General features: G+C 70.3%; 18 protein-coding genes and 5 pseudogenes. 9 read left to right on the top strand and 14 right to left on the bottom strand.

Features of this window, described 5'->3' with window-relative positions; all coding sequences use genetic code 11:
• Nucleotides 1-217 precede the first annotated feature (217 nt).
• Nucleotides 218-1,600 (bottom strand): pyridoxal phosphate-dependent decarboxylase family protein, encoded by a 1,383-nt coding sequence (locus ACIGXW_RS04860; RefSeq protein WP_399569833.1) that lies wholly within the window; start codon nucleotides 1,598-1,600, stop codon nucleotides 218-220.
• A gap of 237 nt (nucleotides 1,601-1,837) precedes the next feature.
• Here ACIGXW_RS04860 and ACIGXW_RS04855 point away from each other — a divergent pair, with 237 nt between their 5' ends.
• Nucleotides 1,838-2,275, top strand: coding sequence for a hypothetical protein (locus ACIGXW_RS04855; RefSeq protein WP_399569831.1), 438 nt, complete (start codon nucleotides 1,838-1,840; stop codon nucleotides 2,273-2,275).
• Complete coding sequence (locus ACIGXW_RS04850; protein WP_399569829.1) at nucleotides 2,272-6,468, top strand: tetratricopeptide repeat protein; 4,197 nt, start codon at nucleotides 2,272-2,274, stop codon at nucleotides 6,466-6,468. The genes ACIGXW_RS04855 and ACIGXW_RS04850 overlap by 4 nt, the downstream gene beginning before the upstream one ends.
• 157 nt (nucleotides 6,469-6,625) lie before the next feature.
• Here the strand turns inward: ACIGXW_RS04850 and ACIGXW_RS04845 are convergent, their stop codons facing one another.
• Complete coding sequence (locus tag ACIGXW_RS04845; protein WP_399569827.1) at nucleotides 6,626-7,063, bottom strand: hypothetical protein; 438 nt, start codon at nucleotides 7,061-7,063, stop codon at nucleotides 6,626-6,628.
• A 105-nt stretch (nucleotides 7,064-7,168) separates the two neighbouring features.
• Between ACIGXW_RS04845 and ACIGXW_RS04840 the strand changes: the two genes are divergently transcribed.
• Nucleotides 7,169-7,972, top strand: coding sequence for a GNAT family N-acetyltransferase (locus ACIGXW_RS04840; RefSeq protein ID WP_399569825.1), 804 nt, complete (start codon nucleotides 7,169-7,171; stop codon nucleotides 7,970-7,972).
• Nucleotides 7,973-8,265: 293 nt separating this feature from the next.
• Here the strand turns inward: ACIGXW_RS04840 and ACIGXW_RS04835 are convergent.
• Nucleotides 8,266-8,385: pseudogene (locus ACIGXW_RS04835) on the bottom strand (transposase); the annotation flags it as partial.
• Nucleotides 8,386-8,593: 208 nt separating this feature from the next.
• On the opposite strand from ACIGXW_RS04835, the gene ACIGXW_RS04830 reads away from it, so the two are divergent.
• Entirely contained in the window at nucleotides 8,594-9,169 is a 576-nt protein-coding gene (locus tag ACIGXW_RS04830; RefSeq protein WP_399569823.1) for a hypothetical protein, read from the top strand.
• A gap of 145 nt (nucleotides 9,170-9,314) precedes the next feature.
• Here the strand turns inward: ACIGXW_RS04830 and ACIGXW_RS04825 are convergent, their stop codons facing one another.
• Entirely contained in the window at nucleotides 9,315-10,109 is a 795-nt protein-coding gene (locus tag ACIGXW_RS04825) for an alpha/beta fold hydrolase (RefSeq protein ID WP_399569821.1), read from the bottom strand.
• A 405-nt stretch (nucleotides 10,110-10,514) separates the two neighbouring features.
• Nucleotides 10,515-11,408 carry a methyltransferase domain-containing protein gene (locus ACIGXW_RS04820; protein ID WP_399569818.1) on the bottom strand — a complete coding sequence of 298 codons (894 nt, stop codon included), beginning with the start codon at nucleotides 11,406-11,408 and terminating at the stop codon, nucleotides 10,515-10,517.
• Between the two features lie 177 nt (nucleotides 11,409-11,585).
• On the opposite strand from ACIGXW_RS04820, the gene ACIGXW_RS04815 reads away from it, so the two are divergent.
• From ACIGXW_RS04815 to ACIGXW_RS04805, 3 genes and pseudogenes are all read left to right on the top strand, one after another.
• A complete protein-coding gene (locus ACIGXW_RS04815) occupies nucleotides 11,586-11,906 on the top strand; it encodes a transposase (RefSeq protein WP_399569816.1) in 321 nt (106 codons plus the stop codon).
• 18 nt (nucleotides 11,907-11,924) lie between these two features.
• A pseudogene (locus tag ACIGXW_RS04810) lies at nucleotides 11,925-12,089 on the top strand (ATP-binding protein); the annotation flags it as partial.
• A 372-nt stretch (nucleotides 12,090-12,461) separates the two neighbouring features.
• Nucleotides 12,462-12,704, top strand: a complete 243-nt coding sequence (locus ACIGXW_RS04805) for a hypothetical protein (protein ID WP_399569813.1) — start codon at nucleotides 12,462-12,464, stop codon at nucleotides 12,702-12,704.
• 58 nt (nucleotides 12,705-12,762) lie between these two features.
• Here the strand turns inward: ACIGXW_RS04805 and ACIGXW_RS04800 are convergent, their stop codons facing one another.
• The 6 genes and pseudogenes from ACIGXW_RS04800 to ACIGXW_RS04775 form a co-directional block, all read right to left on the bottom strand.
• The gene (locus tag ACIGXW_RS04800; RefSeq protein ID WP_399569811.1) at nucleotides 12,763-13,356 is read right to left on the bottom strand and encodes a GTP-binding protein; all 594 of its coding nucleotides are present in this window, start codon (nucleotides 13,354-13,356) and stop codon (nucleotides 12,763-12,765) included.
• Complete coding sequence (locus tag ACIGXW_RS04795; RefSeq protein ID WP_399569809.1) at nucleotides 13,343-13,711, bottom strand: DUF742 domain-containing protein; 369 nt, start codon at nucleotides 13,709-13,711, stop codon at nucleotides 13,343-13,345. Before ACIGXW_RS04795 ends, ACIGXW_RS04800 begins: the two co-directional genes overlap by 14 nt.
• Entirely contained in the window at nucleotides 13,711-14,115 is a 405-nt protein-coding gene (locus tag ACIGXW_RS04790) for a roadblock/LC7 domain-containing protein (RefSeq protein ID WP_071967034.1), read from the bottom strand. The genes ACIGXW_RS04795 and ACIGXW_RS04790 overlap by 1 nt, the downstream gene beginning before the upstream one ends.
• A complete protein-coding gene (locus tag ACIGXW_RS04785; protein ID WP_399569807.1) occupies nucleotides 14,112-16,460 on the bottom strand; it encodes a nitrate- and nitrite sensing domain-containing protein in 2,349 nt (782 codons plus the stop codon). Before ACIGXW_RS04785 ends, ACIGXW_RS04790 begins: the two co-directional genes overlap by 4 nt.
• Before the next feature lie 279 nt (nucleotides 16,461-16,739).
• Nucleotides 16,740-17,060: pseudogene (locus ACIGXW_RS04780) on the bottom strand (transposase); the annotation flags it as partial.
• 478 nt (nucleotides 17,061-17,538) lie between these two features.
• Complete coding sequence (locus ACIGXW_RS04775) at nucleotides 17,539-18,072, bottom strand: hypothetical protein (protein ID WP_399569804.1); 534 nt, start codon at nucleotides 18,070-18,072, stop codon at nucleotides 17,539-17,541.
• 459 nt (nucleotides 18,073-18,531) lie between these two features.
• On the opposite strand from ACIGXW_RS04775, the pseudogene ACIGXW_RS04770 reads away from it, so the two are divergent.
• Nucleotides 18,532-18,752 (top strand): annotated as a pseudogene (locus ACIGXW_RS04770) (transposase); the annotation flags it as partial.
• Nucleotides 18,753-18,755: 3 nt separating this feature from the next.
• On the opposite strand, the pseudogene ACIGXW_RS04765 reads toward ACIGXW_RS04770, so the two are convergent.
• Nucleotides 18,756-18,935 (bottom strand): annotated as a pseudogene (locus ACIGXW_RS04765) (integrase); the annotation flags it as partial.
• Between ACIGXW_RS04765 and ACIGXW_RS04760 the strand changes: the two are divergent.
• Nucleotides 18,897-19,073, top strand: a complete 177-nt coding sequence (locus ACIGXW_RS04760) for a hypothetical protein (RefSeq protein ID WP_399570856.1) — start codon at nucleotides 18,897-18,899, stop codon at nucleotides 19,071-19,073. The pseudogene ACIGXW_RS04765 and the gene ACIGXW_RS04760 overlap by 39 nt on opposite strands.
• A 169-nt stretch (nucleotides 19,074-19,242) precedes the next feature.
• On the opposite strand, the gene ACIGXW_RS04755 is transcribed toward ACIGXW_RS04760, so the two are convergent.
• Together ACIGXW_RS04755 and ACIGXW_RS04750 are read right to left on the bottom strand one after the other, a co-directional pair.
• The gene (locus ACIGXW_RS04755) at nucleotides 19,243-20,943 is read right to left on the bottom strand and encodes an IucA/IucC family protein (protein ID WP_399569802.1); all 1,701 of its coding nucleotides are present in this window, start codon (nucleotides 20,941-20,943) and stop codon (nucleotides 19,243-19,245) included.
• Nucleotides 20,940-22,145, bottom strand: a complete 1,206-nt coding sequence (locus ACIGXW_RS04750) for an acetyl-CoA carboxylase biotin carboxylase subunit family protein (RefSeq protein WP_399569800.1) — start codon at nucleotides 22,143-22,145, stop codon at nucleotides 20,940-20,942. Before ACIGXW_RS04750 ends, ACIGXW_RS04755 begins: the two co-directional genes overlap by 4 nt.
• Nucleotides 22,146-22,196 lie beyond the last annotated feature (51 nt).

Genomic DNA, 22,196 nt, shown 5'->3' with positions numbered 1-22,196 from the left:
GAATGCGTGAGGTCGGCGAGGACCGCCTCCTGAAGGTCCAGGCAGCTTCTGGTCCATGTGCTCAGGTCCGGCGGAGTCCTGAGAATGTGGAAATACCGGTCGTACTCAGCTGTCGTACTGCTGTCAGGCTGTGACCGGGGAATCCTCGAGTCCTCGGGAAGGACCACAGCAGTCGTAGACGGGCGGACGTGGGATCCCGTACTCATCGCCCACTCCTTCACGCGTGTCGGATCGATGCTCTTGCCAGGTTCTCCACAGTGGAGTGCAACCGCTCCAGGTAGAGCTCGCTCTCCGGTTTCATCAGCACACTGCGCAGGATGTGGGTGTGATCACTGTCCGCGGTGACTTCCGTATGACGGGCGGTGAAGTCGGCGGCGCCGATACGGGCGACGCTGAGGTAGACGGGGTCTTCCTTGGCGGTCATGCCCCGGTGCATCACCTCGTTGCTGGCCACGCCGATCCGGGACAGCGTGGCGGGCGTGGTGCGCGGGTGGTAGGTGACGATGTCGAGCTCGGGCGGCTGGTACAGCTCCAGCACGGGCGATTCGTCGATCAGCTCCGCCCAGCGCAGTGCGGCCCGGCGCCCGGCCGCGAGGACGGCGCCGAGCCCCTGGCGTGTCAGCGGCAGCAGCTTGAGCGTCAGCCACAGGGCGGCGGCGGAGGCACCGGAACGGGAGCACTCCAGACTGATTTCCCCGAGGTGCGGCCGCTGGGACGTGAAGTAGGTGTACGGGGAGTCGTGCTGGTAGAAGCGGGCGACAGCCGGGTCGCTGAAAAGCACCGCCCCGCAGCCGTACGGCTGCAAGCCGTGCTTGTGCGGATCGATCACCACCGAGTCGCAGTGGGCGATGGCCCGCCAGGGGTCCCCCGCCACCGATGCACCCGGGGCTTCCTCGTCGGCGAGGAGTGTGAAGAAACCACCGTAGGCGGCATCCACATGGACGCGCACACCATGCCGCCGCGCCAACGGCACGATGAGGTGCAGGGGATCGACGGCCCCCAGGGCTGTGGTTCCCGTGGTGGCGACGACCGTACCGACGTCCGCGGTGGACAGCAGCTGCGCCAACGCACCTGTATCCATGCGCCCGTGGACGTCAACCGGCACCGTGTGCACCCGCATGCCGAGCAGGTGGCTCATCCGGGCATGGGTGTAGTGAGCTTCGGCGCTGACGGCGATGCCCCGGCCGGGATGACTCTCGCGGGCGACGAACAGTGCCTCCAGATTCGCCACGGTGCCACCGCTGGTGAGATGCCCCAGGTGTGTCCGCAGGCCGAACATGGCCGCGAGCTGCTCGACCGCCTCCTCCTCCATGACCGAGGTCGCCGGACCGCCGTCCAGCGCGTGGTTGTTGGAGTTGACGAGCATGGCGGCCAGATAGCCCGCGACAGCGACAGGGTGCGGCGGCTTGAGCATCTGCCCGGCATAGCAGGGGTGGAAGAACGGATAACTGTCGCGCAGACGAACGGTCAACTCCGCGAACGCCGAGGCGCAGGCACCCTCGTCCACCGCCATGGCGGGATGGGCCGCGTACTCCTCATACTCCCGAGCCCATGCATGAAATGCCCCCACAGCCTGCTCAAGCCAATGCCACAGCTCCATCCCCACCCCCAGTCACCCAGCCATCCCCTGGCCAGGCCAAGTGACCCTAGCCCAAGCAAAACGCCCAACCAGGGGATCACCGGAGCAAGTACCTGAATAGGTTGAAAGTTGGCGCCATGGGTTGCTCTGGAGGCGCGCGGCATCGGCTGCTTGTGACTGGGCAATGGCCTGAGGCCCTGCGATGGGCACTTTGCCGATTTGCTTCCCCGCCGGGTGAGGAGCCGGAAAGATGACGGCATGACGGGGCGGACGAAAGTCGTTGTTACAGCGGTGGCGGTGTTATGCGGCCTGACTGCCGTGGGGCTGACGGTCTTGGCGCTGTTGGTGTCCCTGGACACCGCCGACCGGGCCGCAAGCGTCATCGGGGCGGTCGTCGGGCTCGCCGGGTTGGTGGTGTCCCTCTTCGGCCTGCACCGCACTGAAGCCGGCAGCCCTGTGGAGGCGGGCGGGGCCCGCTCGATCTCGGTCGGAGGCAGCATCGCTTACGCCGCCACCGGTGATCGACCCCAAGGCGCGCGGCCTGTGGATCCCGCCGTCGTGCGTGCGTTGCCCGTCCCGTCGGGCGACGCGGGCGGAGAGCCGGCCGGGCCGGTGCGGTCGCCGGGCGAGCGCAGCATCGCCGCCGGCAGGGACATCGGCCTCGCCGACACTGGCGACGAGGGCGGCACGGCATGACCGCATGGTGGAGAAGCCTGCTGCGGCCCGCCTTGCAGGCCACCGGAGAGCGCGCTGTGGTGATCTACGGTGACGCGTTCGCTGTAGTCACCGGCGACAACAACACGCTGGCCTTCCATCCCCCGGGTCCAGACCTGCAGCAGAGGTGGCTGGAATGGGATGACCTGGTCGGCAGGACCAGAACGCCCCGGTCCCCGTCGGCCTTGCTGGAGGCACACCGTGCGGTGGTCCCCTTCCGTGGCCGCGCGGATGTGCTGGAGGAGTTGGCGGCCTGGTGTGCCGAACCGGGGTTCGGCGTACACCTCATGTACGGGCCGGGTGGGCAGGGCAAGACTCGTCTCGCCCGCCGTTTCACCGACGGGCTGCTTCACAAAGACTGGAACGTCCTCTGGCTCGGACGGCACGCCGCGGTCGCCGACCTGGCAGCGCTCAGCAGCCCACCCGGCCCCGTGGTCGTGGTCGTCGACTACGCGGAAGCACGCCCGGACCAGTTGCTCGCCCTTCTGCGCGCGGCCCTGCGCAGCCAGGACACGACACCGTTCAAGGTGTTGCTGCTGGCCCGGACCGCCGACGACTGGTGGCTGGAGTTGCAGGACCGCGCCCGCATCGAGGATCTGTACGCGGTGCGGGGCACGCTCTTGCCGCCGTTGGAGCCGCACGCCGCCGACCGCGTCGACGCCTATCGCCAGGCCGTCGACGCACTGGCCGCCGCCCTGCCGCAGGTGCCGGGGCAAGAGGTTCCTGACTGGCCCGCCCTGGCGGCACGCGTGCTGGCCCAGCCTGCGGACCGATTACGACGCCCGGGTATGGAGTGTGCGCTCACCCTGCACATGACCGCCCTCGCCGACCTGCTGGACGCAGCGGTGGAAGCCGTCGACGAGGGCGATGACCGCCCGTCGCCATTCCCCGCCACCGGCTCGGCGGAGGAGCGATTGCTGAGCCATGAACGGGTCTACTGGCGGGCTGTCGGTGAGGCGTCGGGCGTGAGCCTGGCCAAGACCGAGGCCGCACTCGCCGCGGTCTTCCTCTGCGGCGCGCCCGACCGGCAGGGGGCCCACGCCCTCCTCGCCCGGGTGCCGGGTCTGGAACATCACAGCCCGGACACCCTCGGTACCCTCAGTGAATGGATCGCCCAGCTGTATCCGCCGCCTGACCGGATGCAGGTATGGGGCAGCCTCCACCCGGACCGGCTCGCCGAGTTCTTCGTAGGGACATGGCTGGGCAGCGCTCCCGGGCTGTCCGAACGGCTGCTGGACGGCGTCGACGAGGCCCAGGCCACTCGCCTGCTGACCGTCTCGGCACGCGCCGCCGGCCACCCCGCCCACCGCGGCCGTCTGGACACAGGCCTCACGCAGCTGTGTGTCCGGCACGCGGACACGCTGGCCACGGCGGCCGTCGACGTAGCCGTCCATGTGGAACGGCCGGATCCCCTGCTGGCGGCCCTGTACCAGCTGGCCGACGCGCCTGACCCGGATTCCACGCGATTGCTCGGGCTCGCCGGACACCTGCCGCGCCCCACCCACCGGCTGGCGGACTTCGCACTGCACCTGGCAAGGCGGCTGGTGGGGCTGCACCGGGACTGGGCCGCACAGGACCCGGCGCGTCTACCTGATCTCGCCGGGCAACTGCGCCTGCTGTGTTGCCGACTCGGTGACGCGGGGCTGTGGGCGGAGGCGTACCAGGTGGCTCGTGAAGCGCTGAGACTGCTCAGGCCCCTCGCCCGCCAGGACCCGCGCACCTACGAAGTGCAGCTTGCCGCATGCCTGCTGAACATCTCCGTGGCCCTGGGAGCATCGGGGCGGCGCGAGGCAGCGGTATTCCCCGCTCGCCAGTCCGTCCGGCTCTACCGGCGGATCGGCGAGTGGGACGACGGAGCGTCCCTGCCCGAACTGGCGCACGCTCTGAACGCCGTCTCCCATGCCGAGGGGGAACTCGGACGGCTGTCGGCGGCCCTGGCCGCGAGCCGGGAGGCCATCGCGGTACGCCGGCACCTCGTCGACCAGTGCGGCGCCGCCTTCCGGCCCGACCTGGCAGCCGCACTGAACAACCAGGCCGTCCGTCTGCAGCAGACCGGCCGCGTACACGAGGCGCTCGGCGAAGCGCGCAAGGCCGCGGAGCTGTACCGCGCACTGGCACAGGACCATCCGGACGCCCACCGTGCCGGTTTGGCCATGAGCCTGGGCACACTGTCCTCGTGTCTGCGCGACGCCGGTCGGCACACAGAGGCGCTGCGGTGCGCCGAGGATTCCGCGGGCATCCGGCGCGAGCTGGCGCGCGAGCGCCCTGCCGCCTTCCTGCCCGCCCTGGCCCGCAGCCTGAACGCCCTCGCGATCGACCTGGAGGAGATGGGACACCAGGACAGGGCCTTGGCGACGGCCGAGGACGCCGTAGGCCTCTACCGGGACCTCGCCCAACGCGATCGGACAGCCTACGCGGAGCCGCTGGCCATGAGTCTGAACACCCTGGCCTGCCAGTTGGAGAAGACGGGCCGGGCCCCGCAGGCCCTTGCGGCCGCTCAGGAGTCCGTGGATCTGTACCGGTCCATCGCGGCGAGGAGCCCTGGTGCGCACCGGGCCGACCTCGCCATGGCGCTGAACACGCTCGCCGACGAGTTGGCGCAGGCAGACCGCGGCGAGGAGGCACTCGAGGTCGCCAGGGAGGCCGTGAGCCTCTACCGAGCCCTGGCCCACCAGCACCCGCGCCCCCATCTCACCGCACTGAGCACGGCGTTGAACACGCTCGGCCTGCATCTCAAGGCCCTCGGTCACCTCGCCGAGGCCCTGGAGGCGTTCGACGAAGCCATCGGGATCGGCCGCCGCGCGGCGGCCACACCCCCGGCCGACGCCAGTCTGAGAACACTTGCCACAGTGCTGGCGAACAAGGCGGTGTGCCTGTCCGACCTGCACCGGCCACAGGACGCACTGCACACCGCCGAGGAGTCGGTGAACGTCTACCAGGCGCTGATGCGCAACGAACCGGAAGCTTGCGCTCCGCGGCTCGTCACGGCCCTGTCCATCCGTCACCTACTGCTCGTCGTCCTGGGACGTACCGACGAGGTACCGGTCGCCGTAGAGGAGACCCTGCGGGTCCGGGCAACCCTGGTGCGGCGGGATCCAGCGTCCCACCTGACGTGCTACGGCGAAGAATTGACCCTGCTCGGTGTCACCCTCGCACGCCTGGGACGTTACGGCGAGGCGGCGGGTCCACTGGGCAGGGCGGCGGCCGTCCACCGGGAGCTGGTGGCCGAGGACGCGCGGCACCGGCCGGTGCTGGCCCAGGCCCTGCTGGCTCTGTTGTACGCGCTGACGCAGGCGGGCCGCCACGGCGAGGCATTGCCGGTCGCCGAAGAGGCGGTCAAGGTCTGGGGCGACGCCCCTCCCGCGGATGCGGCCCACCGTTCCCTGCTCGTATGGGCCCTGTGCGCGCTCGGCATCCAGCGTCACCTCCACGGGCGGCCCGGGGCCGAAGACGCGCTGCGCACGGCCGCTGACATGGCCGCGGATCTGCCCGACGACACGCTGGGCCCGTCGCGCCGGCGGCTGCAGAGTGCGGCGATGGCCGGCCTCGGCACGCATCTGGCAGAGACTCACCGGCCGGAGCTGGGCCTGCCCCTCCTCGCACGGGCCGCTGACGTACCCATGGGAACGGATGAGGAGGCGCAGTCCGCTCGGGCTGCCCTGCTGGTCGTCTATGGCCACCGCCTCGCCACCGACGCCGCCGACCATGAGACGGCCCTCGCGGTGACCCGGGACGCCGTTCGCGTCTATGCGGACCTCGCCGCGCAGGACCCGGCGGTCCACGAGCGCGAGGTGGCCTGGGCGCTGGCCCACCTCGGCCTGCGTCTGACCGAGACCGGACGGCACGAGGAGGCCGCACAAGCCACCGACCGGGCGGTCGCCCTGAGCCGTCAGCTGATGGCCTCGGACCCCACCGCACACCGACTGACCCTCGCCGTCTCGCTGTACGCGCAGGCCCGAACCGACTGGCAGGCCGGGAATGCGGAGGCGCGAGCCCGGGAGCACATCACCGAAGCCCTCAGCATCCTGCGCACCCTGGCCGAGCAGACCCCGGGGCTGGTCGCCGCTTACCTCAAAGAGGTGGAACAGACGGACGACCGAGTGCGCCGGCCCGGCCACCACCGCATGCGACGACGCAGCCGGCCGAGACCACCGGGCGTGCCGCGTCCAGGCTGACGAGATGAACCGGCTCCCCGACCGCCACGTCGACGACCAGCCTTCTCCCTCCCCCTCCCCCGGCGCGAACACCACCGTTCACGCGCCAGATGCTGACCTGCCGACTGTCGCATCCTCGCGGGCCAGTGGCGGGACGGAGGTCCGGACATCGTGACCGTCAGAGATGCCGGCTACGACGCCACCCACCTGGCCTGGGTCCTGTGCAACCCCCATCGGCCACGTCCGCTCCTACCGTTTGATGCGACTTGATGCGACTACCCAGGCCGTCGCGAACCTTCGGTCCCTCACCGCCGGCCAGGTTGATCAGGCCGCTCAGGCAGAGCAGCCGCGGGTCCTTGCGCAGCAGGTCCTTGCGCAGCAGGTCCTTGCGCAGCAGGTCGAGTCCGCAGGCGACGTCCATAGCAGCGTTGGCCAATTCTTCCGTGCCGAGGAGCTGTTCGGCACGGCTGAGCAGGGTGTCCTGCAGGTCCTGGCCACTGGTGAAGGAGTACAACGGATCGCGCGAGTACGAAGGCGTCATGCGGGCTCGGGCGAGATCGCAGAAGGCGAACGGCTCAGCAATCTCGGTTGAGATCGGCCCACCTATCAGAGACATTACGTCGTTAGGCCGGAGGCATGACGAAGACCCGAGTCGACTTGCACCTGGGCCCGCCTGCCCCTTCACCTGCAACACCGCACAGTCACTGAACAGGAGCCATCCGTGGCCAACACTTGGCAGACCACCCCCGACGCTCGTGTCGAGGACCGAAGCAGGCAGGACCATCCGGAGCACCCCGCGGCCTTCGACGACGCGGCGATACGCCAGGCCCGCAACTCCGCCGCGTTCTGGGCCGCGACCGGAAACTCCCGCGGCCACGAGGTGATCCGCCGACGCGGCTTCCTCGCCGTGCTCGGCGACAAGCGCGCCGGGACACGCATCTTGCTGCAGGAACCCGACCTCGACGCGCTCGAGCTCGCCGAGCTGACCGAGCTGGCCGGCCGATCGACCGGACCGGTGGATGTCGAGGATCCGTTCAGTTCCACCGACCTCAGTCACCTGGGCATGCGCAACTGGCAGATGCCGATCATGGTGCGCCCGCCCGGCCCTGTCGCCGCACCCGCGATGGAGGTGAGCCGGGTCCAGCGGACGCACGAGCTGCACACTGCCGAGCAGATCGTGATCGAGGGCTTCGAGCTGACCAGGTTCACCCCCTACCGTCCCGGCGAGATGTTCCCCACGGCACTGACCGAGCAGCCAGGCGTGGACGTCTTCCTCGCCGTCCTCGACGGCGAGGCGGTCGGAGCCGGTGTCACCGTCGTCCACGACGGGGTCGGCAGCCACTACTGGGTCAGCACATCGTCGGCGCACCGCTCCCGCGGCGCCGGGCGGGCCGTCATGCTCGGCTCGCTCGCGCCCATGGCGAACCTCCCGGTGACACTCACCGCCTCACGGCTCGGACGGCCGCTGTACGAGTCGCTGGGCTTCACCGCCCTCACCTCGTCGACCTGGTGGTCCTCACAATGACCACCACCGAGGCGTGACTTAGCACCCCGACCGGCCCAGACACCACTTGCAAGGACGGACCATGGCCCCGTCCCAGCAGGCGGGGCGCCGACCGGACGCCGGGGCGGACGACGCCGCGCAGTCTGCGACCCAGACCGATTGCCACTGCCGGCCGGCCGTACGACAGCGAGCACGCCTACCGCGTCGGCGCGGCCGGGCTCCGGCAACAGCAGCCCGGCGGACAAAGGGCCTGCCAGAGCGCCGGGGCCCGCGCAAGCGCGGATGGCCGCCTGCACGAGCATCGGCACCCACGCGGCGGAGAGGTAGAAGCCTCTCAGGAGTCCACGGTGGAAACGGCGGGGCCGTCGCATTTTGCCGCTGACGCGGCCGGAGTCGCGCGGGACGGGCGCCAGGCCGGCGAAGGTGGCCACGCGCACGCTGATCAAGCTCGACGAGCAGCAGCTCGGGTGGATGGCCGCCGACCGTGCCCGCCAGGCGGCCGAAGCCTCCGGCTAGCCGCTGCTGGTCGCTGAGGCCGCGCGGCAGCTCGCGGTCCTGGCCCGCAAGGCCGACTGGCACGAGCAGGCACTGTCCATCGTCCTGGCAGCTGCCGATCACCCCGCCCTCCGCGGTGGGGATCCGGTGCTCGCGGCGCAGCGGGGGCTGCTGATCCAGTCCGCCGCTTACACCGCCGCCCGCGCCGGCGACGCGGTCGGCATGCGGGAGCTGACCGGCGAAGCCGCCGCGATCGCCAAGGAGCTCGGCCCCGCCGCCGTGCTGCTGGACCACGGCGGCGGGTTCAGCCCCACGATCGTCCAGCTGCACCTGGTCTCTGCGGAGAATTCCGCCGGCGACCCCGCGGCGGCGCTCGCCGCGGCCAAGGCGGTGGCGCCCGGGAGTCTGCCCAGCACCGAGCGCCGCGCCCGCTACTACACCGACGTCGCCACCGCCTTCGCTCGCTGCAACCGCCGGGCCGAGTGCATTCGCGCGGTCCTGGCCGCCGAGCACCACGCCCCGCAAGAGACCCACGCCCGCCCGGCGGTGGGAATCCGACCTGGTCGCTGTGGCCGACCTCGGCTTCGTCGGCCTGGACGACGACCCCCACGACCCGGTCATCATCACCGGCCGCCGAGCCATCATCCGCACACCGCCGCACGACCAGCACGAGCATCCCTGCCACCGCCCACGCCAGCCCCGTGGCCTGCATCTCCAAGGTGAAACAAGCTCACTCGCCTTCCCCGGACATCCGACCGACGGGTATGCGCGGGACGTGATCGGTACGCACTTGCCCGCGCCGACGCTGTTACGGGAAGCCAAGTGGGACCTGACGGACGGTCCCCGCCACGCCCCCTTGACCGCTGAGTCAGATGCTCATGGGACCACTGGCGAGGAACTGCCGGAGCAGAGCGCCGACCTCACGTGGCCGCTCCAGGTAGAGCATGTGATCGCAGTCCAGTTCAGCGACGGTGAGACGGTCGCCCAGAACCGCTCGGCAGTCTGTGACGTACTCCGGACGGACGAAGCCGGAACGTTTGGCGATCACGAGCAGCGTGGGCACGGTGGATGGCGGGAGCACCGGCGGGCCGGCCATTTCGGAGCACGCGGTCACAACAGCCGCAGCGTCGAACCGCCACCGTCGGCGACCGTCCGGTTCTTCAGTCAGGTGGTCGGCGACTTCATCGTCCACCGCTTCCGCGGATGCGGACGGCCAAGCGGCCTTCCGCTCCACACGCGCCTCATCGCACCCCGCGAACGTCGAAGTCGTCATCGTCCGGCGAGCCTGCTCGTGCAGCCCGCGAGGGGCGAGACCGACCGACGGATCCAGGAGTGCCAGCCTCCCCACTCGCTCCGGCGCCGTCCGGCAAAGGTGAAGGGCAACCAGTCCTCCGAAGGAGTGCCCGACCACATCGACCTGGGGAAGCCCCAGGTCGTCCATCACTGCCAGCACATCCGCCACATGGCGTTCCACGCTCCACGGCGGACTCCAGTCGGAGCGTCCGTGCCCACGAAGGTCGGGAGCAATGACGTACGAGCCGGGGAGATGCCGCTCGGCGAGCCGTCGCCACCGCGCGCCGTGCCCCTGGATCCCGTGCAGAGCCAACAGCGGGCCGGCCGCAGGAGCGCCATAGCGATGTGTGTGCAGATGCCCCAAAACCATGGCCGCACCCTAATCGATTGCCCCTGCGGCCCCGAAGGGCCGGTGTACCGGAGGGGTACCGATGGGCGGCTGTCAGCCAGCCAGCGGCCGACTGCTCGATCCAGTGCGTCGCCGTCGATGCAGGCCAGCAGTCGGCGCACCGTCAATTCCGCGGGCACCAGCCGCCCAGGCAGCAGCGGATCACGACGGATAGCGAGGCGCTCGGGCACGCAGGTCGGGGGCGTCGGCGATCCACTCGCCGGCCGCCAGCAGTGAGGTGGCTCCGGTCAGTACGGCACACGCGCTACTCGACGGAATCGCGGGGTTGGCCCAGCTCCGGTGACGCGCGGCGCGCACCTGCGCGAGCTGCCTGGCCTCCCTCGACGAACAGCGCTGTGGGCAGGTCGGACACGCCTGGATCCGCACCTACCCGAGTGCCGGCGGGTGCTCGGCTGGACGGCGTCCCCAGGCCGAAATCAGCGGCGCGAGTGTCAGGTCGAGTTCGCCCGCGTGGATGGCGGCCAGGTGCGCGTCAATCTCGGCGTCGTCGGCCAGGCCGGCCGCGAGCAGCTCGCCGCGCACGTGCCGGATGGTCGCCGCCTCCAGCCGGTCGCAGGCCAGCCCGCCGACCGGGAAAGCGCCCCCTGCGGCGACATCTACCAAGCCGGCCTCACGCAATGCCCGCGGCAGTGTCCGGCCGTAGCGCAGGTCCGCGCCGCGGCGCGTCAGCAGCTCCCTGACCGCGTCACGCAGCCGGTTGGCCCGCCGCTGCGCAGGGCCGCTGTCGTCCAGGCATGCCAGTGGCTGCAGAGCGGTATCGGCGTCCTCGACCAGCAGCCAGCCGCCGGGCCGTAGCGCTGCCGCCATCGTGGCCAACGCCCGAGCCCGGTCGGGTACATGGACCAGCACGAGCCGGGCGTGCACCAGATCGAACGTCCCCGGCTCCGGGGGCGGGTCAGCGGCGACGTCGTGCCGGCGCACCTCGTACCCGTCGCCTGTCTTCAGCCACGACGGGTCGATGTCCGTGGCCAGCACGTGACCGGTCGGGCCGACGGCCGCCGCGAGCGCCTCCGGGATACCGGGGCCACCGGCCCCCACTTCCCAGCAGCGCGAGCCAGCCCTGACCCCCAGTCGATCGAAGTGCCCGCGCGTCACACCGTCGAACAGCTCGGCTAGCCAAACGAATCGCGCACCCGCCTCGGCGCGCGCGTTGTCCAGCAGGTACCCGCGGGCGGGAGCGGACTCTCCACCGAGTGCGGTAGTCCCGTCTATCGGATCCGGTCGGCCACCAACGTGCGGCGGGCAGGGCGAGGAGGTCATTACTGCATGGTCAACCTCCCCAGGCCACCAGCGCCACGACGACGGGAGAGGGATATCTCACACAGCCAGCCAACCCCCCAAGTCACAAAGCACAGTTCTGCACCGTGACGCGCCGGAAGGGGTACATGTATCCGGTCCCCCACAGCCAGCGCACCACGCGGTGGCAACATCGCCGACGTGGTCTTTCCTTCGGACCGCGGCAGCGAGTACACCTCCAAGCTTTTCGCCGATGCCTGCGACCGTCTCTGCGTCGTGCAGTCCATGGGCCGCGTCGGCTCGGCCCTCGACAACGCGGTCGCCGAGGCGATGAACTCGACGATCAAAGAGGAGTACGTCCACCGGCAGCGGTTCCGGAGCCGGGCCGAGGCCCGCATCAAGATCGCCACCTGGATCACCGTGGTGCAACCCCACCGATGCCACTTCGCCTGCGACTGGCTGTCACCCATCGACTACGAGAACCAACACCACATCAAGCAACAGCAGCCCCAGGCCGCTTAATGAAAACCCCCACACTACGAGGGGATGGACAGCATCGCGATCGCCTTCAACGAAGCGTTCAGGGGCTGGTCAAAGACCTTTACCGACCCGAGGCTCTGCGCGGCGATCGTCGACCGGCTCACCTTCAACGCCACCCTGATCGAGACCGGCACCGAGTCCTATCGCCTGGCCCGCACCAAAGCGAACAAGATCAACGGGATGAACCAACCCGCCCCCGCTCGACATGCAACCAACCGGCGATCACCCATCACCGATGTCACGGTGCTGGCTGATCTCACTGTCCAATTCGACGGCGAGACGCCGGATGTCGTCGCCTGACAGAGCAGCAACGTAGTCCAGCAATGCATTGTCCCTGCCAGTGCCAGCAGACCTCGGGGCCTTGGGGGCGGCCTCGCGCCGTGTCCGCTCCTCCGCCTCGAACTCCGCAAACTTCAGCAACATCTCGACCGCGAGCGGCGCGATGTCGGACCGACGCAGGAGGTTGCTGGCATACGGCACGAGCTCGGGCCTCTTGGCTTCTCCCTGCCGCCCCTTCCCGGCACCCAGGACATCGGCGTGCCCGTCGTCGCCGCCGGGACCGCGCACGCCGTCGTCATGTGGTTCGAACTCGACCTCGGAGGCGGCATCGGAGTCACCAACCACCCTTCCAGGACCTCGCACTGGCGCCAGACCGTGCAGGCCTTCGACGATCCCCTCACCGTCGCACCGGGCACCACCCTGCTGGTCAGGGCCGAACACGACCTGCGCCGACCGTCCGTCGACCTGGCGCCCGGCCATTGGCGGTGGTCCCGTGCGTGATCGTCGCATGACGCAGAGCATGGCCGCTCTCCGCCGGACAGCCCCGGCCGTCCGGCGGTCAGACGGGCGCGGTGACGCGCGCCTGGGTGATGAGCCGGTCCAGCAGCGAGAGCAAGCAGCCGCGGACGTCCTCCCGGGAGCGGGCATCGAGCAGGAGAACGGGGATGTCCGGGTCCCTCAGGTGCAGGGCCGCCTTGATCTCCTCGGTGGTGTACGGCTGCTCGCCGTTGAAGCAGTTCGCGCCGACGATGAACGGCAGTCCGCGGTTCTCGAAGAAGTCGATGGCGGCGAAGCTGCGGTCCAGCCTCCGGGTGTCGACCAGGACGATCGCCCCGAGCGCCCCGGCCAGCAGGTCGTCCCACATGAACCAGAAGCGTTCCTGGCCCGGTGTGCCGAAGAGGTACAAGACCACTCCGGCGTCGGTGAGGGTGATGCGGCCGAAGTCCATCGCGACCGTGGTCGCCGTCTTGCTCTCGATGCCGTCGAGGTCGTCGACCCCGACGCCGGCGGACGTCAGCCGCTCCTCGGTGCGCAGTGGATCGATCTCGGAGATCGCTTCGACCAGAGTCGTCTTGCCGACTCCGAAGCCCCCAGCGACGAGGATCTTGACGGGGGACGCCTCCGGTGCGGCGGCGGTGTCAAAGTCGGGCAAGGTTGTCCCTGATTTTCATGAGCAGGTGGACATTTGAGGTCTCGGAGGCGTCCAGCGGCGGCCGGTGGCGGATCAGACCGCGCTCCAGCAGCTCGCCGAGCAGGACCACCATGGGAGTCAGACGCATCCGCATCCGGGCGGCGATCTCGGCGACCGCCCGTCCGTTCGGCGACGGGCACATGGCGAGGATCTCCTGCCACTCCGTGGGCAGGCCGCCGTGACCGTGGTCGGCGCCGGCGGCCGCTGTGATCACGGTGTCCATCGTCAGGCCGTGGCGGGACGCGGCCGTACGCCCATCGGTGAGGGCGTACAGCCGCGTCCGGCGGCGCCGTCCAGGTTGGGGGTCGGCCGCCATTAGGACGTGGGCACCTGTGAGCGGTCGGGGGTGTCCAGCCACTCGCCGAGCGCCTGCGCGGCGCGGACCGTCTCGCCGCCCAGCTCGCCGAGCCGGGCCTTGCGGGAGGCCACCACGATCAGCGTGCTGCCCGATCCGCACCCGACGATGCACAGGTACCGCTCGTCCATCTCGACGAGTTGGCGGATCACTCCACCGCCGTCGATCTCCCGCGAGATGGCCTTCATGGTGGACGCGATGCCGGAGGCCGCCGCGGCGACCCGTTCGGCCTGGTCCCGTTCCAGCATGTAGGCGCTGAGTTTGAGCCCGTCGTTGGAGAGGAGTACGGCTCCCTGGATCCCCGCGATCCTGCTCAGGTTGTTGTCCAGGATGCTGTAGATCGCATCGTTCTGTGTCGTCGTCATGGCTGGTCCTGTCGGAGCTCGAGTTCCACTTGCCTGGTGCTGTCTTCGTAGTCCGCCCAGGCGTCGGCCACCTCTTCGGGCGTGGCGGCGTCCCGGCCCGCCGGTTCGTCCGCGCGCGGCTCGCGGAGCCGCCGGGCCATGTGGGTCTGCGGGACGCGCTCAGGGAGGGCCGGCCGGTCGGGGGCGTCCCCGGAGCCGGACCGGACCGGTGCCTCCGGCGCCGTGTTCCCGGCCTGCCGCGCCTGCTCCTTCCGCGGGCGGCGCGGCAGTCCCGACGCGCTGGGAGCGGGGTCGTCCGCCGGATCGCCGGACCGTTTCTGCGGGACGAGCTTCGGCCGCAGCTCCCCGGCGGGCTGCGGCGCGGGCGCGGACTCCTTCGCCGGACCGGGCGCAGCGGTGCCCTCCTGGGTCGGCACGAGGTGCTCACGCGGGACGATCACTACGGCGGACGTTCCGCCGAACGCCGACCGGCGCAGCGTGACCGTCGCCCCGAGCTGGTCGGCGAGGTGGCCGACCACGAAGAGGCCGAGCCGGTGCGCGTTCCGGGCCAGCACGGAGTACGGCGGGGCCGAGTGCAGGCGGCCGTTCATCTCCTCGTACCTCTCGGCGGTCACCCGCGGGCCACGGTCCTCGATCTCGACGCAGAGACCGTCACCGACCAGTTCGGACCGGATGGCGACCCTCGCCGTCGGCGGGGAGAAGCGCGTGGCGTTGTCCAGCAGCTCCGCCAGCAGATGGCTGAGCTGGCTGATCACGCCGGGCTCCACACTGGTCTCGTCCATGGCGTGCCGGTCGATGCGCCGGAAGTCCTCGACCTCGGCGGCCGCCTCCCGCAGCAGGTCGGCGATGCGCATGGGCTCCATGTGCGGGTCGGTGATCTCGCCACCCGCCAGGATGAGCAGGTTCTCGATCTGCCTCCGCATGCCCACCGTGAGCTGATCGGACCTCATCAACTCGGCGAGGAGTGCCTCGTCCTGACCGAAGGTGTCCTGGATGTGCTCGGTGAGGGCCAGCTGCCGGCTGACCAGGTTCCCGGTCCGTGCGGCGATACCGGAGGCAAACACGCTGAAGCCCTGTCGCTCGTCGGCGAGCTTCCGGTGCCCCTCGACGGATACGGCGACGACGTGGGCGAAGGCGTCGCTGATCCGTCCGACCTCGTCCTGCTCGCCTCCCGGCCGCGGCAGTGCGTCGGTGCCGACAGCCTCTCCGCGCTGGAGGCGGACCACGACGTCCGGCAGGGTCTCCTCGGCGACCGCCACCGTGCGGTCGTGGAGAGAGCGCAGGCGGCGCAGGACCGAACGCGTGGTGAAGACCACGACGGCGACGACCACCAGGAGGGCGGCACCGCTCGCCGCCACCAGCAGGACGACCTGATTCTCCAGCTGCGCCGCCCGGTCGTCGGCGTGGGCGAGCAGCTCCTGCAGCTCACTCTCGTCGAGGGTGTTCAACTGGGCAGAAATGGTGCTGTACGCCGCCCGCCAGTCGCCGACGTCCGGCAGCAGCACGACGCCGGAAGAGACGTCCCGGTGCTCGGAGACGACCGCCTTCTCGATGCGTGACTTGGTCTGCCAGGCGTTCGAGGTGAGGATCCGCTGGAGGGCGTCCTGGTCGTCAAGGGGCAGATCGAAGGCGACCGTGTCGTACAAGTAGTCGCTCGCGCCGACGGCTTCGACGAATTCACCGAACCTGGCGGACGTCAGCTTCCCGGAGGGGCCCGACAGCGCGAGGATGGAATCCTCGCGAGCCACCACCTCCGCTGCCGAGAACAGGGCCACGAGCGACGTCGACTCCTGCCTGAGCCCGCCGTCGTCGACGTGGCTGAAGTCTCCGTAGCAACGGATCGTTCCGCCGATCACGTCGGTGTAGTAGCCGACGGTGTCGTCCGGGCTGCCGTGGCGTGCGTCGGTGCGTTCGCGCTGGGCACCCAGGTCGGCCAATCGCCGCGTGACGTCGCGGAGGCGGTCCTTCGCCCGGTCGGAATGGAGCTGATCGGCGTCCGACGACTTCAGGAAGACGGCCACGGCCCGGTCGGTGCCGGCCCGGCGGCCGCGCAGATCGGCCCCGGACACGGGCATGCCCGACCACCACGCGGCGGTGACCGCTCGCTCTGCCTGCAGTGCGGTCATGAGCTGGTAGAGGGGTACGCCGGTCTGGCGGCCGGCCGCCACGTCCTTGCGCAGATGCCGGGACTCCTGCACCGACCGATCGGAGCTGATGAGAACCTGGACGCCCATCGCCACGGTGGGCACCACCGCGAGCCAGACGAGCAAGGTACGCAGCCGCACGACCTGTCGTCGGCTTTTTTGTACCAGCTCGCCCGGGCCTTCGGATCCTGTGGGAGTCATCAGTCCTCGTAAAACACAGCAGGCCGTTTGCGGAGTGGGTGCCGATCATAACCAGCCAATTCCAGGAACAGCGGTTGAGGTTGGTTCACGGGATTGGTTGGGGCACTCAAGAGGGGTTCATCACTGGATGCGGTGACTGTCGACTGTGCCCGGAGATTGAGCGGATTGCGTGCCGAGGTATCAACGCACCGAGGTCCGTGCCGCTGCACGCCCGCCGCTCGCGCGGGGCCGCTCCTTCGATGTCGTAGTGCACCTCCATAAGATGCTGTTTCGTTTGGCGAGTCGGCGGTAGCCGATGAGGGCTGCGGCTATGCCGGCGAAGGCGAGGAAGTGCTCAGCCTTGCGTTCGTAGTGCCGGTGCAGGCGCCGGCATCCGGCGAGCCAGGACACGGTCCGTTCGACGACCCAGCGGTGGCGCCCAAGACGCTGCCGGTCAGTGGCCCCCCTTTTTTTTGCCGCCCGGACGCTGATCGAGTCGATCGCACACCGCGACCAGTCCAGTTCACCACGGGCGCCGAGTTCATCGAGAATGACGCGGTGGAGCCGGGCCCAGACCCGCTGCCCGCTCCACTGGGCGAACCCCCGGTAGACCGCAAGCCCCAAGAAAAACGACCTCTAAGGAGCACCCAGCACCCTTCTCGTGCACGCTCGTACCGTTCGAGGCGCAGTCCGATCCGCTGCCGTCGCCGCAGCGGTGACCGCCCCCTTCGCCTGGGCCCCGGCCGCGACGGCCCAGAACCCGTGCGACGCTCTCCGCCTCCGCTGCTCCGACCGAGACGCCCGAGCCCGACGCGGGCAGCGTCTCCATCGTCAAGAAGGACCCGGCCGGCGCCGTCCTCCCGGGCGCCGCATTCCTCCTCCTCGACGCGGCCGGCTAGGAAGCCGGCGCTGGCAAGACCGACGCCCAAGGCAAGCTGACCTTCACCGGTCGAGCCCCCGGCATCTACCGGCTCAAGATACGCGGCATGTGGGAGTGGGGCGCGGCGCGGCGGGACGTCGCCCCCTAGCGGCTTCCCGGTTCACGCACCGGAGGCGCTGCGGGGTGCGCGGTGCCTCCGGCCTACGCGATCGGGGTCGGTCAGGCGCGCACGAGGTACCACGCACCCTGGCCGTTGCAGCCGTTACGGTCGTGGTTGGTGGTGCGGTAGCCGGGCGGGATGGGTGCGCCCGAGCAGGCCCATACGCTGTCGTGGGGCAGTTGGTGGTACCACGAACCCTGGCCGTTGCAGCCGATACGGTTGAGGTCGGTGTAGACGTACCCGACCGCGAGGGTTGAGCCCGAACAAGCCCATATGCCGTCACGGACCCGTTCGTGGTACCACGAACCCTGGCCGTTGCAGCCGATACGGTTGAGGTCGGTGTAGACGTATCCGGGCGCGAGGGTTGAGCCCGAGCAGGCCCATATGCCGTCACGGACGGGCTCCTGGTACCAGGCGCCCCTGCCGTTGCAGCCGTTACGGTCGTAGTCGGTGGTGACGTACAGGGGCGGAACGGGCGTCCCGGAGCAGGCCCACCCGGCTGCCGCGGCCTGCGACCCCCGTTCCGCAGCGGCGGCCGTCCCCGCCGTACCGGCGAGCATCGCGGTGGCGATCAGCGCGATCGCTCCGATCACCGCCGCGATCCTGCCTCTGGCGACCGCCAATCCCGTACGTCTTCTCCCCACCCCGCGGAAGGCGCCGGCCGATTCACAGCTCTGCGCCCGCCCTAACACACCACGCCGCCTCGACTGCCGTTCTCCGGTGCTCATGCATACCCCTCCCTGCAAGGACGGCGGCTCATGCCGCTGTCACGACGGGCAGAACGTAGCAACTCAAGGCCACTTCTTGACAGTGTTCGCACGCCTGAACCATTACCAAGCGTGCGCCTTGAGAGGGCCCCGGCCGCGCCGATGGCGCACGGCGGGAGCGCGGTGGGAGCTACTGCAACTCACCGTCGTGGTCCGGCAGCTTGAAGGTCCGCTCGGCGCGGCCGCCCACCAGTGATCGTCACCCCCGGCACCACCGCCCGCCTGACGATCGTCGACCCGTTTAAGACGTCGTTTTTCTTGGGGTTTGCGGTCGTTGGACGGTTCATGGCGGATCTGGTTGAGCGGCTGGTGCCGGACGAGTTGTGGGAACTGTTTCGGCGGGTGGTGCCTCCGACCGAGGTGATACGCCCGCAGGGCGGGGGCCGTCGACGGGCTGGTGATCGCGAGGCCCTGGCAGCGATCGTCTTCGTGGCCATATCGGGCTGCACCTGGCGGCAGCTCCACCGGTCTTCGGGCCTTGCAGGCAGACGGTCTACCGGAGGTTCGCCGCCAGCGGCCATCCGGTCGTTCAGCCTCGCGGCGGTGTCGGCCGCCGCCAGAACGGTCTCGACATCGAGCTCGCCGTGGATTCCGCGCCGGCTGCGGGCGCCGTAGCCAGTGGAGGTCCGGGCATTCAGGATCCTACGCATGTGGCCGTACTGGATGGCCAGGGCGATCAGTCGGCCGGGCACGTCGCCCGCCGCCCCGACGGACTCGCCGCCCTGCTCCTGTTCGGCTGGGCCACCACCGTCACCGCCGTCCTCGACGGCCCAGCCCACCACGTCAACTCCGACCTCCCCTCCTACCTCGTCCCCGACACCGGCTGACAGCACAGGGAGAGCCGCCGCAGGCGGACTCGTAGCCGAATGCCGCAGGGGGCCGGCAGCAGTCGGCGATCGCGGTCTGCCGTTCGGGGCCGGAGACCTCGTGGAGGCAGTTGAGCAGGGCGTGGCTGACGATGTCGCCGGCGTGCACCGGCAGGCCGGGGGACGGTGGTCATGCCGGCCGCTTTGAATCCGTGGGGAGCAGGTAGTTGGGCCCGTCAACGTAGTACTTGTTGATGTCCACAGCGCCCGAGCGGTCCTTGCTGAACAGCGTTCCGGCGGTGACCATCGCCTTGATCGGCAGCCGGGGCGCCTTGAGCACCCGGGCGCGCAGCACGGCGGCCGGTCCCGCGGGAAGCCGGTCGACGGCTTCGGTGAGCCGGTCCCGGAGGAGCCCCAGCCAGGTGTCCAACGGGCCCCGGCCGCGTTCGGCCAGTTCGAAGGCAAGGGCAGCCGCACACAGATGAACGGGCACGGTCGTGAACAGGTCGGCCAGCGGGCCGTCGTCGGTGACGAGGACTCGGGGGTCGGTGAAGCCCAGCAGGCCGGCGGCTGCCGCCTCGCCGATCCGTGCGGCAAGGCGCGCAGGGTGCACGCGTGGCCCGTCGTTGTCTTTGAGCAGCAGCCGCATCCGGGGGAGGCCGCCGTGGCCGTCGAGGACGATTGAGGTGTTCTGCTGGTGCGATTCCAACGCAATGCCATAGGAGAAGAGGGTGGTGTGCCAGTCCAGCAGCAGCCGGAGGTAGGCGTCGAGCAGCGCGCCCGCCGAGCCCCCGTAGTGGCATTCGGCGAGCACGTCGACGACGGGACGGCCGTCGGGGCAGGTGGCCAGCAGGGCGGCGACCGGAACCACATGGGCGTCGCCGAGCCCGGATGGGTAGCGGCGGACGAGCGCGGCGAGCAGTTCGTGGCCGGCGCCGAGGTGGGTGCGTTCATCGGTGAACAGCACGGCGTCGGCGAAGCGGGGCTCACGGGCCGCGATCTCCGCCACCAGCCGCTGCCCGCACTCTCCGTTGGGCAGGACACCTGGTTTGATGGTGCGCCGGTTGAGTAGTCCCAAGGTGGACGTGGCCAGGGGAAGTTTGATGTGGACGCCGGGGTCGTCGACAACGGCGACGGTCCGCATGGACAGCGTGGGGACCACGGCCGGCCACGTCGTCTCGGCGAGCCGCGCGCTGCCGCCGAGGCCGGCGGCGGTGACGGCCTCGGCGAGGGGGCCCTCGGCGGTGAGCGGGTGGACGGGCAGCGCCAGGTACCCGTCGCCGGACCGGGCCAGGCCGAGGGAGGCGGGGGCCGGCCACCAGCGCGGCAGCCGGGCCCGCCGTCCGAGGGTCAGCGCGTCACGCGGCAGAACGAGCCAGCGCAGGCCGAATGCAGCCCGGAATTCTGGTGCGTATGCGAGGAGTTGGCGCTCGTCGAGACCGTTGCGTACCCGACCGGTGGGATAGACCGGATGGTCCCGGAAGGCGGCCAGCGCCTCGAATGCGAGGGAACCCCGCACCCCCGTCCACTCCTCCACGGGCCCGTGCTCCTCGGACAGTCGCGCGACCACGCGCGACCGCTCCCGCCACTGCAACCGGGCCATGGCCACAGCCTGGTCGCATTCGGCACGGAAGGCGTCGAATCCTGGCAGATCCCGCTCGGCCACGCACTCGCGAAGCCGGTCCAGTACGGCGCCGAGGCCGGGGACCGGGCGAACCCGGATCTCGCACTGGAAGCCGTCAGGGCGTACGGGGACGTCCGCCTCGGGAAGGACGAGCCAGTCGCCGTCGGGCCGTCGCTCGATGACTGCCCCGGGGCGCAGGTCATACGGGTCTTCCCGCAGCAGGGCGCCGAGGGCCCGGGCGAGGATTTCGTCCTCCTCCGCCGTCACACGATCTCCCAGCGATGGGCGGCGAGGAACGCTGCCACGACACGTCCGATCCGGTCCTGGTCGGGTCCGGTGGCCCGCATGATGCCGAGGTGGTCGCGGTCGGAGTGGTGCAGGGGGTGCTCCTCCCCGATCTTGCGCTGCGGCCGGTAGACCAGCCGCACCCCGTCCCGGTCCCACTCCACGGGCCCCGGTGCGGACGTGAGGGCTCCGGCACGCTCGGCATGCACGGTCTCGATACGGAGTAACCGTCCCGCTCGCCGTGCGCCGAGGTCGGCCGGGAGCAGGTGGCCGAGGTGGGTGCCGAGGACGTGCTCGAACAAGGGGATACTGAGCGCCTCGGCGAGACCGAGGTCGGCCTGGTCGCCGGCGGAGCGGTAGTTGACTTCGATGACGCGGACCCGCTCACCCTGGACCACGAACTCGGTGTGGCAGGCGCCGAACCCGACACCGAGGGCCTCGAGCCGTGCGACGACCTGCTCCACGTGCGTCCGGGGCGGCACGGGCAGCAGATCGGCGCGCCGCAGGACGAAGTGCGGTGGCACGACATCCACTTCATGGAAGGAACCGAGGATGTGCAGGACGCGTCCGTCCCCCAGGGTCTCCAGGGTGCGCAACGGCCCCGGCAGGTAGTCCTCGACGACCAAGGGCAGGCCGGGCCGCCGGGACCACACGTCCCGGCAGTGGCGAAGGAGTTCCGCCCGGTCCTCGACCAGCTCGGCGTCCTCACTGGCCACCCCTTCGCGAGGTTTGACCACACAAGGGAAGGGCGGCCGGACATCCTCCGCGTCCCCGGGCCGGGTCAACTCCGCGCTCCATACGGTCTCCAGCCCCGCCTCGGCAAGGGCCCGCCGCATCTGTGCCTTGTTCTTGGTGAGCAGCGCGGCCCGCCAGTCCTTGCCCGGCAGGCCGAACCAGTCGGCGGCGAGCGCCGCTTGCACCTGGAGGTGATCGCTGTTGGTGAACACGGCCTCCGGCCGGCGGTCAAGCGCCGCGATGCGGGCGATCACCTCGCGGAAGTCGCGTACCTCGCAGGGGACGATATCGATCCGGGGCCACGCGTCCCCGCCGCGCCCCGCGTAGGCCCGTCGGTGCGCTTCGGGTGCGTCGGTGAGCAGCGTGACGTCGAGCCCCAGCCGGGCGGCGGCAGGGAGGTAGCCCTCGGTGACGGAGTCGGTTGGGGGCAGCGCCAGCAAATACAGCACGAGGGAACTGTAGGACTGGTGCCGGTCATGTCAATCCTTCTTCGCAGAGGA

The sequence above is a fragment of the Streptomyces sp. NPDC053079 genome (genome assembly GCF_044546695.1).
Classification (GTDB): domain Bacteria; phylum Actinomycetota; class Actinomycetes; order Streptomycetales; family Streptomycetaceae; genus Streptomyces.
The sequence above is the reverse complement of the archived record's forward strand: the minus strand, read 5'-3'. Positions and strand labels throughout refer to the sequence as shown.